General features: G+C 66.8%; 13 protein-coding genes. 5 read left to right on the forward strand and 8 right to left on the reverse strand.

Features of this window, described 5'->3' with window-relative positions; all coding sequences use genetic code 11:
* Positions 1–315: 315 nt before the first annotated feature.
* Positions 316–699 carry an iron chaperone gene (locus ACW18B_RS01510; protein ID WP_492049087.1) on the reverse strand — a complete coding sequence of 128 codons (384 nt, stop codon included), beginning with the start codon at positions 697–699 and terminating at the stop codon, positions 316–318.
* 199 nt (positions 700–898) lie between these two features.
* Here ACW18B_RS01510 and ACW18B_RS01515 point away from each other — a divergent pair, with 199 nt between their 5' ends.
* Positions 899–2602, forward strand: a complete 1704-nt coding sequence (locus tag ACW18B_RS01515) for a DUF4153 domain-containing protein (RefSeq protein WP_492049088.1) — start codon at positions 899–901, stop codon at positions 2600–2602.
* A gap of 135 nt (positions 2603–2737) precedes the next feature.
* On the opposite strand, the gene ACW18B_RS01520 is transcribed toward ACW18B_RS01515, so the two are convergent.
* Together ACW18B_RS01520 and ACW18B_RS01525 are read right to left on the reverse strand one after the other, a co-directional pair.
* Positions 2738–4531 (reverse strand): ABC transporter ATP-binding protein, encoded by a 1794-nt coding sequence (locus tag ACW18B_RS01520; RefSeq protein WP_492049089.1) that lies wholly within the window; start codon positions 4529–4531, stop codon positions 2738–2740.
* A gap of 42 nt (positions 4532–4573) precedes the next feature.
* On the reverse strand, positions 4574–4864 hold the full coding sequence (locus ACW18B_RS01525) for a DUF454 family protein (protein WP_492049090.1): 291 nt from the start codon (positions 4862–4864) through the stop codon (positions 4574–4576).
* Positions 4865–5122: 258 nt separating this feature from the next.
* On the opposite strand from ACW18B_RS01525, the gene ACW18B_RS01530 reads away from it, so the two are divergent.
* Positions 5123–5698 (forward strand): TetR/AcrR family transcriptional regulator, encoded by a 576-nt coding sequence (locus ACW18B_RS01530; protein WP_492049091.1) that lies wholly within the window; start codon positions 5123–5125, stop codon positions 5696–5698.
* Positions 5699–5729: 31 nt separating this feature from the next.
* Positions 5730–6020: a YciI family protein gene (locus tag ACW18B_RS01535; RefSeq protein WP_492049092.1), complete on the forward strand. Its 291-nt coding sequence runs from the start codon at positions 5730–5732 to the stop codon at positions 6018–6020.
* A gap of 150 nt (positions 6021–6170) precedes the next feature.
* Here the strand turns inward: ACW18B_RS01535 and ACW18B_RS01540 are convergent, their stop codons facing one another.
* Both ACW18B_RS01540 and ACW18B_RS01545 read right to left on the reverse strand, forming a co-directional pair.
* Positions 6171–6437: a YbaN family protein gene (locus ACW18B_RS01540; protein WP_492049093.1), complete on the reverse strand. Its 267-nt coding sequence runs from the start codon at positions 6435–6437 to the stop codon at positions 6171–6173.
* Positions 6438–6520: 83 nt separating this feature from the next.
* A complete protein-coding gene (locus ACW18B_RS01545) occupies positions 6521–7987 on the reverse strand; it encodes a catalase (protein WP_492049094.1) in 1467 nt (488 codons plus the stop codon).
* A 212-nt stretch (positions 7988–8199) separates the two neighbouring features.
* Here ACW18B_RS01545 and ubiA point away from each other — a divergent pair, with 212 nt between their 5' ends.
* Entirely contained in the window at positions 8200–9141 is a 942-nt protein-coding gene (gene ubiA, locus ACW18B_RS01550; protein WP_492049095.1) for a 4-hydroxybenzoate octaprenyltransferase, read from the forward strand.
* Positions 9142–9202: 61 nt separating this feature from the next.
* On the opposite strand, the gene ACW18B_RS01555 is transcribed toward ubiA, so the two are convergent.
* Complete coding sequence (locus ACW18B_RS01555; RefSeq protein WP_492049096.1) at positions 9203–9547, reverse strand: lysozyme inhibitor LprI family protein; 345 nt, start codon at positions 9545–9547, stop codon at positions 9203–9205.
* Positions 9548–9616: 69 nt separating this feature from the next.
* Between ACW18B_RS01555 and ACW18B_RS01560 the strand changes: the two genes are divergently transcribed.
* Positions 9617–10570: a fatty acid desaturase family protein gene (locus tag ACW18B_RS01560; RefSeq protein ID WP_492049097.1), complete on the forward strand. Its 954-nt coding sequence runs from the start codon at positions 9617–9619 to the stop codon at positions 10568–10570.
* Positions 10571–10825: 255 nt separating this feature from the next.
* On the opposite strand, the gene ACW18B_RS01565 is transcribed toward ACW18B_RS01560, so the two are convergent.
* Positions 10826–11281, reverse strand: a complete 456-nt coding sequence (locus ACW18B_RS01565) for a chemotaxis protein CheW (protein WP_492049098.1) — start codon at positions 11279–11281, stop codon at positions 10826–10828.
* Positions 11281–13077 (reverse strand): methyl-accepting chemotaxis protein, encoded by a 1797-nt coding sequence (locus tag ACW18B_RS01570; RefSeq protein WP_492049099.1) that lies wholly within the window; start codon positions 13075–13077, stop codon positions 11281–11283. The genes ACW18B_RS01565 and ACW18B_RS01570 overlap by 1 nt, the downstream gene beginning before the upstream one ends.
* Between the last annotated feature and the right edge of the window lie 88 nt (positions 13078–13165).

Below are 13165 nucleotides of genomic sequence, written 5' to 3' on the forward strand. Positions count from 1 at the left end.
CGTCGCAGGATTCGGAAAAGACCTACCAGACCCCAGAACACCGGAATCAGAAGCCATGGCCAAGCCCATGTTGGCAGGCGGTCTGCTACGGTGAAGGTCCCTACCGTCATCAGCACGCATGTCGCGACGAACGCACGCCAGAAGTCGCTTCGATTTATCCAGACTGGCAACCACATGTCTCTAGGCTAGCGCCTCGGACCAGGGTCCGCAAAAAGGCTCAAAGGCCGTCTGCGTCCGGTTCGGAGAGATTGTAACCTCTCACCCTCCCACCGCTTCGCGGCGGGCCCCTCCCTCTCTCAAAGAGAGAGGGATCGTCTAGCGCCGCCGCTTCCGCGCCGCGCGTTCGGCGGCGATCTCGAGGTTCTGGGCCACACGATACTCGACGATCTCGCGAACCAGCGCCTCGGGCAGCGGATTGTCCGGCTGAAAGCGGATCGTGCCCTTGCTGGTGTCATAGGCCTTCAGCCGGTCGGCGAAGGGCGCGATGACATTGTGCGGATAGAAGGCGCAGTGGCGCTTGGCGGCCCCGAAATGCACCAGCAGGCCGTTGAGCCGGAAGCTGGGCAGGCCATAGCTGATACAGTCCTCCGCGCCCGGCGCGGCGGCCAGGATCTGGCGGCGCAGACGCTCCAGCGCGGCGCGCTGGTCGGGCGGGAGGTCAGCCAGATAGGCGTCGATCGAGGCGGCGGCGGGCTTCACGGCGGGTCCTCCCGAGGTCTGATCGAGGACGCCCCGCGACCGCAAGATCCGACAACCGGCCCCGATCTTTCCCTGCAGAAGCTTCCCGGTCGCCGCCGTGGCGTCAAGCCGCGCGTCGCCCCGAAAGGGCGAGACCCGGCTTCACAACGTCGCTTGGGCGTGATCCTGTCTCCGCCTCAAGGTTGCGGAAGATCCAGCGATGAACGACGCGGCGAACGCCAGCCCCCGCACCGCCATGCTGATCCGGCTCGGCGTCGGGCTGGTCCAGGGTCTGATCCTGTACGGCCTCAGCCACGCTGAAGACGCCAAGGCCTGGCCCGCGACCCAGCCGCTGGTCTTCGCGCCCTTGGTGATGGCCACCCTGTTCGCGCCGTTCGTGATCCTGGCCGGGCTGGGCGCCCTGAAGCGGACCAGCCTGATCGTCTGGAGCCTGGTCGCCGCCGCTCTGGCCGCCGGTCTGGCCCTCTACGGCGCGTGGCGCGGCCTTGGCCACGACGGCATGCCCGACGCGCCGGTGTTCCTGGCCGTGGCCGTCGGCCTGTTCATCGCCCATCACCTGATCCAGCCCGCCGAGGCCGAAGGGACATGGATCGCGCCCTATCGCGACTATTTCGACATCACCTGGATGCACGGGGTGCAGCTGGTGCTGGCGGCGGGCTTCACCGGGGCGTTCTGGATCCTGCTGTTCCTGGGCTCAGCCCTGTTCAAGCTGATCGGCATCGAGGCCTTCGCCACCCTGATCGGCAAGTCGGCCTTCGCCATTCCGGCCACCACGCTGATGTTCGCCGCCGCCGTGCAGCTGACCGACGGGCGCTCCAGCCTGGTGCGGGGCGTGCGCACCGTGGCCCTGACCCTGCTGGCCTGGCTGCTGCCGCTGATGACCCTGATCGCGGCCGGCTTCCTGGCCAGCCTGCCGTTCACCGGGCTGGAGCCCCTGTGGAAGACCCGCGCCGCCACCGCCCTGCTGCTGACCGCCGCCGCCCATCTGATCGTGCTGATCAACGCCGCCTATCAGGACGGCGACGAGCCGCCGCAAGTGGTTCTGGCCTGGGCCGCGCGGCTGGCCAGCCTGCTGCTGATCCCGATCAGCCTGCTGGCCGCCTATGGCCTGGCCCTGCGCATCGGTCAGTACGGCCTGACGCCCGAACGGGTGTTCGCCGCCGCCTTCGTGCTGATCGCGGCCGGCTACGCCGTGGGCTACACGCTCGCCGCCGTGCGGCCGGGCGCCTGGATGAAGGGGCTGGAGAAGACCAATGTGGCTCAGGCCTTCGTGGCCCTCGCCCTGATCCTGGCCCTGTTCACCCCGATCGCCGACCCGGCGCGGCTGTCGGTGCAGGATCAGGTGGCGCGGCTGGAGCGGGGCGCGGTGAAGGCCGAGGCCTTCGACTTCCAGTTCCTGCGGTTCAGCAGCGGGCGCTATGGCAAGGCGGCGCTGGAGCGGCTGAGGACCAGCCAGCAGCCGGGCGTGGCCGCCAAGGCGCGCGAGGCCGCCCAGCTGGCCGCCGAGACGATCGCCGCCGCCAAGGGGCCGGACTTCGACCAGATGAAGATCTATCCCGTCGGCGCGACCCTGCCCGCCAGCTTCCGCGCCCAGGACTGGAGCCATACCCAGCCCAGCTCGACCTGCGTCTTCTCCGGCATGGCCTGTTCGGCCCTGATCCTCGATACCGATGGCGACGGCGTCGCCGAGGTGCTTTTGACCAGCGGCGGGATGTTCGACGTCATGAAATGGGTCGATGGCCGCTGGCGCAAGGTGGCCGAAGCCACGCAGGGGTGCCAGTCGGCCGGGCTCGAAGCCGCGCTCAAGACCGGCCCGGTTGGCATGTCCGAGCCGGTTCAGCGGCGGGATCTTCTGGTGGGAGACCAGCGCCTGGCTCTGACCCCTGTCGGGCCGGGGTGCTGATCCTGGGGACCGCGGCACTTGCCCCCTCCGCGCCTGCGGCGCTCCTCCCCCGGAGGGGGAAGATGAAACGCGCCGACCTCATCTTCCCCCTCCGGGGGAAGACGATCGCGAAGCGATCCGTAGGGGGCCAGTAGCCTACCCCACCCCCTCGCTGACCGCATTCAGCCGCGCATAGACCCCGCCTTTCGCCTTCAGCTCGGCATGGCGGCCTTCCTCGACCACCCGGCCTTTCTGGAACACCAGGATCCGGTCGGCGCCGCGCACGGTCGACAGTCGGTGGGCGATGACGATGGTGGTGCGGCCGGCCATCAGGGCCTCGGCGGCGATCTGGACCTCGGCCTCGGTCTCGACGTCCAGCGACGAGGTCGCCTCGTCCAGCACCAGGATCGGGGCGTCGGTCAGGAAGGCGCGGGCGATGGCCACGCGCTGGCGCTCGCCGCCCGACAGCTTGACGCCGCGCTCGCCGACCAGGGTGTCATAGCCCTTGGGCAGCTTGAGGATGAAGTCGTGGGCGTGGGCCTTCATCGCCGCCGCCTCGATCTCCTCGCGGGTGGCGTCGGGCTTGCCGTAGGCGATGTTCTCCAGAAGCGTGCGGTGGAACAGGGCCGGATCCTGCGGCACCACCGCGATGGCGCGGCGCAGCGAGCCTTGCGTCACCGCCGAGACGTCCTGGCCGTCGATGACGATGCGGCCGCCCTGCAGGTCGTGCAGGCGCTGGATCAGCTTGACGAAGGTCGACTTGCCCGAGCCGGTCGCCCCCACCAGCGCCACCCGCTCGCCGGGCGCGATGCGCAGCGAGAACCGGTCATAGAGCGGCGACCCGGCCGCCTTGTAGCGGAAGGTCACGTCCTCGAAGGCGATGGCCCCGGGGCCGGCCTTGAAGGTCGGCGCGCCAGGCGCGTCGGCGATCTGCGGGGCCAGACGATCCCAGGCGGCGACGTCCTCGGTGTCGTCCAGGCCCTTCTGCAGCATGCGGATGTTCTCACCCAGATTGCGCAGATAGCCGCTCATCAGCATGAAGGCTGTGATGGCGAAAGCCACGTCGCCGGGCGTGGCCGTGCCCTGCGACCAGCCCCAGACCATCGACCCCGTCAGGCCGGCCTGCAGCAGCACCAGCAACAGGTTCTGGCCCAGCCACACATCGGTGAACCGGCTCCAGGTGACCATCACCGCGTCGCGCCACTGGGCGGTGACCTCGGCGATCCGGGCCGTCTCGCGCGCCTCGGCCCCGAAGCTCTTGACGGTGGGGTTGGAGGTCACGGCGTCGGCCAGGGCCCCGCCGATCCTGGAGTCCAGCGCGTTGGAGCGCAGGTTGCTGGGCCGCACATAGCGCTCGGTGACCACCAGATTGGCGCCCAGATAGGCGACCACCACCACCAGCGAGACGACGCCGGCCAGGGGCTGGCGCAGCAGCATCATCACCGACAGGCCCACCAGCACCACGATCCCCGGCCCCAGCCAGATGGTCGCCGCGTCGGTGACGCTGTCATAGCCCCACATGGCCCGGGTCAGCTTGCGCACCGTGGCCCCGGCGAAGCTGTCGGCGTGCCAGTCCGACGAGAAGGCCTGCACCTTGGCGAAGCCCTCGTTGGTCATCTCTTCCATGTTGCGGGCGGCCAGCGGGATCCAGAACCGGTGCGAGATGTTGCGCACCACCGCGAAGGCCAGATAGACGCCGACGAACAGGCCCAGCGCCGACCAGGCGGCCGGATCGCCGCGCGGCTTGTCGACCACCGCGTCGACCAGACGGCCCGAGGCGTAGGGCAGGGCCAGGTCGAAGCCGATCGCCACCAGGGTCAGGCCGACGCCCAGCGAGAACAGCACCGGCCGCCGCTTCCAGAACCGCGCGATGAAGCCCAGCACCTGCCCGTTGGACAGCGCCCGCTTGCGGCCGCCGGTTTCATCCTCGTCGTCGATAAAGTCGCTCATGATGGGCGCTAGATAGGGGTTTTGCCGCGTGGAGGCGACCCGTTAGCGCGTTTTGCCGCCGCCAAACGGCCGCCAGCGCAGAAAACCCCGGATCGCGGGGCCTACCACCGGCGTGCGCAACAGGGGCCGAACGGCGTGAGGCCGGGTCTTGAGGAAACAGACCACCGCCCCGATCCAGAACACCGTCGTCGGCAGGCCCGGCACTACAACCCCCACCGCGCCGGTAGCCACCAGGGCGCCGCCCAGACCGTCCAGCGCCCAGCGCTCGGCGCGGGTCAGGGGGCGGCGGCGACGGCGGCGAGGTTGGCGATCAGGAAGGAGTGGAGCCGTCATCGCTGAAACCTATCGCCCAAATATAGCGCCGTCATTCCCGCCCTTGTGGCGGGAACCGCTTTATCCGCCGCAGGTGCGGAAGATGGGCGGGCTAGCCCGCCACGGCGCTTCAGTTGAAACCTGAACCAGGGGTTCCCGCAGGAAGGCGCACGCTCATATCGGGCAAGACGGCGTCGATCTGCCAAGGCAGCGCTAGGACAAACGACCTAGACTCCCTAGGTCATTTGTCCTAAAACGTGATCAAGCTAGGAGATCAAGGTGTCAGCGGCTGATACGAGAGCGCAAATTGTCGAAGCGGCGGATCGCTTGTTCTATGAGCGCGGCTTTGAGGCCACCTCGTTCGGCGACATCGCATCGGCCACCGGTCTGTCGAGGGGCAACTTCTATTATCATTTCCGAACCAAGGACGAGATCCTCGACGCGGTGATCGCGCTCCGCCTGGTCACCACGTCGGCCATGCTCGCCGCCTGGGAACGCGCAAGCCCTCGCCCCGCCGATCGCATTCGAAGCTTCCTTGAGATCCTGATTGTCAACCGGACCAAGATCATGGGCCACGGTTGCCCCGTGGGAACGCTTTGCGCCGAGCTTTCAAAGCTCGACCACCCAGCGGCGATGGCGAGCACAGGTCTCTTCACGCTCTTCCGTGATTGGCTGAAACTTCAGTTTGTCGCGCTCGGCCGAGCCGACGCGGCGGACGCGCTCGCTCTGCACGCCCTTATGCGCAGCCAAGGCGTCGCCATGCTGGCCACGGCTTTCAAAGACGAGGCCTTCATTCGCCGTGAGGTGGCCGACCTGAAGGCCTGGCTTGGCGCTCAGACGCCCAAGTCCTCTTGAACGCCCCCCCCCCTCGCTTTTAGGAACGCCAATGTTCGTGATCACCCTGCGCTTCGCCGACAAGAGCCGCGCGCCGTCCTTGATGGATGACCACAACGCCTGGATCCGGAAGGGCTTCGAAGACGGCGTGTTTCTGCTGGTCGGAAGCCTTCAGCCTGCCGCAGGCGGCGTGGTCGTCGCCCATGGCGCGACGCGGGCTGAAATCGAGTCGAGGGTCCAGAGCGATCCCTTCGTCGCGGCAGGCGTCGTGACGGCTGAAATCGCCGAGATCGCGCCCGCCAGAACGGACGAACGCCTGGCCTTCCTTCGGCCCGCCGCCTGATCCACAGGTTTGCGCCGCCGGCGCGTCGCGCCCGACAGTACGCGTACTGTCGGGCGATTTCGCGTCAATTGCGCCCGTTTTTCTGCCTTCAGACACCCACGGACGAGAGGCTCGTGCCCCCCCCTGAGATGACGGCGGGAAGGGGATAGATCAGGCCGCGCAAACCCCGCCGACGCGGCGGGGGGCCGGGTGGTTCAGCCGGCGGCGGATGCGCGGGCCAAACTTCGTGGCCGACATCAAACGCAGGACCATCCGACTATCCCCGCCGCGCGCGAAGACGCGAGCCGCCGCCGTCCACAGCGCGGTGGTGACCAGATGCGGCGCCACGACGCCGAGGGCCGCGCCGAGGATCAGCAGCATCCAGCCCAGCGCCCGGAAGGCGAGGGAGACGGGATCGGCGGGGAGATGGTCAGACATCGGAAACTCCGGCTCAAAAAGGTCGGGAAGGACGACGGGCTGGGGGGCGCCGTCCTTCCCGCGCCGCCGAACAGTCGGGCGGACTATTCGGCGGCGGTGGCGACAGGGGCGTCGAAGACGATCCCCAGGCGTTGGGCGACGCCGGCGGCATAGGCCGGATCGGCGCGATGGAAATGGACCAACTGACGCGTCTGGATCTCGACCGGCACGCCGTGCATGGCCGCGGCGATATTGTCGAACAGCTGGCGCTGCTGATCGGGCTTCATCAGCCGGAACAGGTCGCCCGGCTGGGTGTAGTCGTCGCTGATGTCGCGATGGCTGAACCGATCGGCGTCGCCCGACAGCGGCAGGGCCGGTTCAGCGAAGCGCTTGTCCTCGACCGGACCGCCAAAGCTGTTGGGCTCGTACCAGGCTTCGGTGCGCGGCGGGCTGTCGAAGCGCATCGCGCCGTCGGCGTGCTGGGTGTGAACCGGGCAGCGCGGACGATTGACCGGCAAGGACTCGTAGTGGGTCCCCACGCGATAGCGGTGCGCGTCGGCATAGGCGAAGATCCGCGCCTGCAGCACCTTGTCCGGCGAGAAGCCGATACCGGGCACGATATTGGACGGGCTGAACGACGACTGCTCGATCTCGGCGAAATAGTTGTCGGCGTTGCGGTTCAGCTCGACGATCCCGACCTCGATCAGCGGATACTCCGCATGCGGCCAGACCTTGGTCAGGTCGAAGGGGTTCCAGCGGAAGGTTTCGGCCTGGGCCTCACTCATCACCTGGATGCAGAACTTCCAGCGCGGGAAGTCGCCGCCTTCGATGGCCTCGAACAGGTCGCGCTGGGCGCTCTCGCGGTCATTGGCGATGACCGCATTGCCCTCGGCATTGGTCCAGGTCTTGATGCCCTGCATCGACTTGAAGTGGAACTTCACCCACACGCGTTCATTGGCGTCGTTGATGAACGAATAGGTGTGGCTGCCGAAGCCGTGCATGAACCGGAAGCCCTGCGGCAGACCCCGGTCGGAGAACAGGGTCGTCACCTGGTGCAGGCTTTCGGGGCTCAGCGACCAGTAGTCCCACATCGCCGTGTTGGACCTCAGATTGGTCACCGGGTGACGCTTCTGGGTGCGGATGAAGTCGGGGAACTTCAGCGGGTCGCGGACGAAGAACACGGGGGTGTTGTTGCCCACCATGTCCCAGTTGCCTTCCTCGGTGTAGGCCTTGATCGAGAAGCCGCGCACGTCGCGCTCGGCGTCGGCGGCGCCGCGCTCGCCGGCCACGGTGGAGAACCGCATCAGGATCTCGGTGGTCTTGCCCACTTCGGACAGGAAGGCGGCCTTGGTGTATTTCGTGACGTCCTGGGTCACCGTCAGCGTGCCATAGGCGCCCGAGCCCTTGGCGTGGACCACCCGTTCGGGAATGCGCTCACGGTTCTGGTGGGCCAGCTTTTCCAGCAGCTGGTGATCCTGCATCAGCAGGGGTCCGCGCGGACCGGCGCTGATCGAGTTCTGGTTGTCGGCGATCGGGGCGCCGCCCGTCGTGGTCAGGGTGTTGCGGGTCATGTCTCTTGGCTCCGTCGCTGGTGTGACGTCACCTTGCGCCCGCCGCGACAATAGATCCAATTGATCGTTCTTCTCGTCAGCATCGGCTCAATCTATGGTGACATCGCCTCCATGCTGCGCGGTCACACCCGGCCGGTCGTGAACGAACCCGCCTCGCCTTGTCGAATTCCCGCCTGTTTCCCTGATCGCCGGCGCGCGCTAAGCCTTGGCCCATGACCGCCCCGATCCCCGCCATCCTGCCCGACGCCGCCGCGACCAACTGGGTCGACCGTCATGCGCCCCCCGCCCTGCGCCCCTGGCTGAAGCTGGGGCGCTTTGATCGGCCGACCGGGATCTGGCTGCTGATGTTGCCCGGCTGGCAGGGCGTCGCCCTGGCCGGAGCCGAAAAGGGCCAGTGGCCCAACCCGTTCCTGCTGATCGCCATCTTCGTCGGCGCGGCCCTGATGCGGGCGGCCGGCTGCGCCTTCAACGACATCGTCGACCGCGACTTCGACGCCCAGGTCAGCCGTACGGCGATGCGGCCGATCCCGGCCGGGCTGATCACGGTGAAACAGGCCTGGGCCTTCGTGATCGGCTGCTGCGCGGTGAGCTTCCTGATCCTGGTCTGCCTGGGCTGGCTGGCGATCGGGCTGGGGGTGCTGTCGCTGGGTCTGGTGGCGGCCTATCCGTTCATGAAGCGCATCACCTGGTGGCCGCAGGCCTGGCTGGGCCTGACCTTCAACTGGGGCGTCCTGCTGGGCTACGCCGCCGCCACCCATCAGCTGAGCTGGAGCGCCGCCCTGCTCTACGCCTCGGGGATTTTCTGGACCCTGGGCTATGACACCATCTACGCCATCCAGGACCTCGAGGACGACGCCCTGGCCGGGATCAAGTCCTCCACCCGCCGCCTGGGCGACAGGGTGCAGATCGGCGTCGCCGGCTTCTATGCGGCGTCTTTCGTGCTGGCGGTCGCGGCGGCCTGGGTCGGCGATCTCGGCGCCCTGTTCCTGCCGCTGGCGGCGCTGTTCGCCGTCCACCTGTCGCGCCAGGCCGCCGCCGTACGGATCGACGACGGCATGGGCGCGCTGAAGCTGTTCAAGTCCAACACCGTCGCCGGGCTGGTGCTGTTCCTGGCCCTGGTGGCGGGGCTGTGGAAGCCGGAGACGCGATTTTAGGGTCTCCCCCCTCACCGTCTTCCCCGCCTTCGCGGGGAAAACGGATATTGAGGGAGTCAGATCAGAACGGCCCCCGCGTATAGATCCGCTCCATGCTCTTCTCGAGGTCCGCCAGCCGCTGGTCATAGGCGCGGTTCAGACAGGCCTTGTTGCGCCCGCAGGTCTTGCGGTCGCGCAGCCAGTCGCGTTGCTGGTCGATCAGCGCGCCGCGGCCGCCCATGGCCAGGGTGTGGCGGTTGATGCCGTACAGCACGTCCATCCGCACATCCTTGTCGTTGAGGGCGCGATCGGCGCAGATCGCCTTTTCGTCGGGCGCGCGGGCCTTGGCGCAGTCGAAGCTGGCGGCGCCGGCCGAACCGGCGATGCAGGCCAGGCCGAGGGCCAGAACGGGGATCAGGGGGCGCATAGAGGTCTCCAGGGATTGTGACGTAGGGTCATCCTGTCAGCCCTAAGCTGAATGTGCGATGATTGGTCCATGGCCGTCGCATCGCGCGTCAAACCCCTGGATCTTTTTACGCCCGACGAATGGGCCAGGATTTCAGCGCGCTCGTCCTGGCGCGGAATCTGGATGGTCGCCCACGCCTGGGCGGTGATCCTGGCGGCCGGCGCCCTGTTCGTGCTGTTCCCCAACCCGCTGACCTATGTCCTGGCCGTGATGCTGATCGGCGCGCGGCAGCTGGGTCTGGCGATCCTGATGCACGAGGCGGCCCATGGCGGCCTGCACCCCGATCTGAAGATCAATGATTGGCTGGGCGAGTGGCTGTGCGCGGCCCCGGTGGGCGCGTCGCTGGCCAGCTATCGCCCCTATCATCTGAGCCATCACAAATACGCCCAACAGGCCCAGGACCCGGACCTGATTCTCTCGGCGCCCTTCCCGACCACCCGCGCCTCCCTGCGTCGCAAGATGATCCGCGACCTGACCGGCCAGACCTTCTTCAAGCAGCGCTTCGGGTCCCTGCTGGCCAAGCTGAAAGGCTCCAAGGCCGTCGGCCAGCCCAAGGGCGCGATCTTCACCGGCGAGATCGCCCGCCAGGCGCCGTTCCTGTTGTGGAATCTCGGCCTGCTGGTCGCCCTGTCGATGGTGGGCCTGTGGTGGGCCTGGTTCGCCCTCTGGATCGTGCCGATGGCGACCTGGTTCCCGCTGGTCACCCGCCTGCGCAACATCGCCGAGCACGCCCTGGTCGCCAAGGACGAGCCCGACCCGTTCCGCCACGCCCGCACCACGCAGGCCAACTGGATCGAGCGCGCCCTGATCGCGCCCTACCACGTCAATTTCCACGCCGAGCATCACCTGTTCATGCACACCCCGTGCTGGAACCTGCCGCGGGCGCACAGGCTGCTGGCGCAGAAGGGGCTGACAGAGGACATGCTGACGGCGCCGGGGTATCTGAGCGTGCTGAAAGAAGCGTCGGGCAAGGTCCCGGCCTAAATTCAATCCGTCATTTCCGCCACAAGGGCATGTGTAGTCCGAAACCGACAATGGCTGGCGGTAGAGATTTGAAGGTCGCTTGTCGGCAGGACGCCGAGGAGGGACCTACGCCCCCGTAGCGAACATTCATTGGCTCTGCCATGATCAGAATATGGCTTCGTCAACATTGAGCATCAGGCCGTTTTCCGACGCTGCCGTAGCCGCAATGTCCACTATCCATCCATTTGAGGCCGTGGATGGACTGGACCGGTCGTTTCAGGCGGCGAGCGCCGCGCCGCCTGGCATCAGGGCGCTCACGACGAGGCGGCTGAGCAAGCGCCCTTCCAGCGGAATGATGGCGTCAACGAAGAGCTCGCCGGTCGTATCCATGGCCGGCGGGGGCTGCAGAAGTCCGGCGTCGACCATGAAGGTCTCCTGCACGGCGTCGACAAGCAGACCGACCATTCGCTCCTCAAACTGCACCACCACGATGACGTGGCGTGAAGACGGTTCGGTGTGGCCCAAACCCAGACGGTTGCGCAGGTCGAGGACCGGCATCACCGCGCCGCGCAGATTGATGACGCCCCGGATGTACTCAGGCGTCTGAGGCATGGCCGTGGCAGGGGTCCAGCCACGGATTTCCCGCACGACGCTGATGTCGATACAGAATTCCTGGCCGCCGATCTCAAAGGAAATCAGCTCCAACTGACCAGGGGCGGCAAGCTCAGCCATCAGAACTCTTCCCAGTTTTCGGTCTTCACGGCGGCATTGGCGGCGCCGCCGGGGCGGCCTCCGGCAAAGGCTTTGATCTTTTGTTGCGCGGCATGAACGGGCGTGGGGGAGGGCTGCGAAGCGCGTCGGGGTGAGGATGCGGCCTCAACCGCCCCGAACTGGAACTTGTTGATCAGCTCGGCCAGCGTCCGTGTTTCTTCGCGCAAGGAATGGGCCGCAGCGGTGGCTTCCTCGACCATGGCGGCATTCTGTTGGGTGACCTGGTCCATCTGGTTGACCGCGGCATTGACCTCATTGAGGCCCGTCGCCTGCTCCTGGGATGAGGTCGCGATCTCGGAGATCAAGCTGTCGATCTGGGCGACCTTGTCGACGATCATGGTCAGGGCCTGACCGGTGTCGCCGACCAGTTTGACGCCGCGTCCGACCTGGGCGGTGCTGCTGGCGATCAGGGTCTTGATCTCCTTGGCGGCTTCGGCGCTGCGTTGGGCCAAAGCCCGCACTTCCTGGGCGACGACCGCGAAGCCGCGACCGGCTTCGCCAGCCCTGGCCGCCTCGACGCCGGCGTTCAGGGCCAGGAGGTTGGTCTGGAAGGCGATCTCGTCAATCACGCCGATGATATTGGTGATCTGGCTTGAGCTCTGCTCGATCTCACCCATGGCCGAGATCGCCTCGCGCATCACCGCGCCGGACTGTGCGACGTCCGTTCGGGTGCCGGACGCGGCGGACGAGGCTTGCTTGGCGTTCTCAGCGGCGCGCTTGACGGTCGCCGTGATCTCATCGAGCGCCGCGGCCGTTTCCTCCAGGCTCGCGGCCTGCTGCTCGGTGCGCTTGGAGAGATCATCCGATGAACTCCGGATCTCGTCGGTGCCGGCGCGAATAGTCTCGGCGGTGCGCCCCACCTGCTTCATCGTTCCCTGAAGCGTGTCCAGGGCGCGGTTGAAGTCGAGACGCAGCTTGTCCAGTTCGGGGATAAAGGCCCGGTCGATCCGCTGTTCCAGGTCGCCCTGCGCCAAAGCTGTCAAGGCTTCGCCGATTTCGTTGACCGCCTCGACACGCTTGGTGACGTCGGTGGCGAACTTGACGATCTTCACCACCTTGCCCTTGTCGTCGATGATCGGGTTGTAGGACCCCTGGATGGTCACAACCCCGCCGCCCTTGGCCATGCGGGTAAATTCAGCGGCCTGATATTCGCCGCGGACCAGACGCGCCCAGAAGTCCGCGTACTCCTGGCTTTCGCGATAGGCCGCCTCGGTGAACATGCTGTGTTTGCGACCGACCACCTCGGCCAGGGTGTAGCCCATCGTTTTGAGGAAGTTTTCGTTGGCGTTGACGATCGTGCCGTCCACCGTGAATTCGATCATCGCTTGCGAGCGGCTGATCGCGGCGATCTGGGCCGTATAGTCCACATTCAGCAAACGCTCCTTGGCGTTCGCCCATTCGACCACGAAGCCCGTGGTCTTGCCGCCTTCGCGCAACGGCGTGACCAGGAGGTCGAACGCCAGGCTGCCCACGCGGATCGTCGCGTCATGGGGCTTGGTCAGGGTCGCCAGCATGTTGCGCTGGTGGGCAGGGTTCTTGTGAAACACGTCGATGTTGGCGCCGATCAGCTTGGCGACGCTGAAGTTTGGCAATTCGGCGCGAATGTTCGCCTCGTTCTCCTGCAAGAGCGCCCGCACGGCGGGGTTCATGTAGGTGATATTGAGCTTGGCGTCGGCGACCATGATGTTGGCGCGCAGCGCCTCCAGAACCTGACCCCGGTCAGCGGGTTTTCCGGTCCTGATGAGAGCTTTCAGCATCGAATCGATCCACCGACAGTCTAGGCGTTCGCAAACGCGAACTAGGGTCATCGACACAGTTATCGACGCCCAAATTTCTGCAGAACGA

The organism is Caulobacter sp. FV2ps19 (assembly GCF_058681035.1).